The 438-nt window shown below is 45.0% G+C and carries 2 protein-coding genes; one reads left to right on the forward strand and one right to left on the reverse strand.

Annotation, left to right across the window (positions count from 1 at the left end; genetic code table 11):
• Positions 1–199, reverse strand: a 199-nt coding sequence (locus FDX22_RS20670; protein WP_146717702.1) for a helix-turn-helix transcriptional regulator, incomplete at its 3' end; no start/stop codon positions are given.
• Positions 200–317: 118 nt separating this feature from the next.
• Between FDX22_RS20670 and FDX22_RS20680 the strand changes: the two genes are divergently transcribed.
• The coding region (locus FDX22_RS20680) for a helix-turn-helix transcriptional regulator (RefSeq protein ID WP_146717704.1) at positions 318–438 on the forward strand (121 nt) is incomplete at its 3' end.

Genomic DNA, 438 nt, shown 5'->3' on the forward strand with positions numbered 1-438 from the left:
GCTCAGAGGTAAAGAGATCAGCAATTTCAACATCTAAGCTCTTGGCTATATTGCCCAGGGCTTGCTCGGTAAATTGCTTCTGCTTACCTGTTTCAAGGCGTGAGATATTTGCCGAATCCACACCAATGGCTTCAGCTAGGTCGGCAATTTTCATGTTCTTCGCTTGGCGAAGTTGTCTAACTCGGTTTTCTATGCTCATGCGTTTATTACATTTCTTTATTGCGAGTTAAGCAAATCAACTTGCGCAATTTACTTGCGTAAAATAACATGCGAATGGCGCAACAATTGGAGGGTGTACGCAATCACCATTACGAAATGTGCGTAAGGCGCATGGTTTTACATTACAGCATGTAGCTGAGTGTGTTCATGTCAATCAGGCGACGTTAAGCCGCATTGAGAGACTGGAGCAGGTCCCATCTATCGATCTCGCGGAACGTC

The sequence above is a fragment of the Citrobacter sp. TBCS-14 genome (assembly GCF_005280805.1).
GTDB lineage: Bacteria > Pseudomonadota > Gammaproteobacteria > Enterobacterales > Enterobacteriaceae > Citrobacter > Citrobacter gillenii.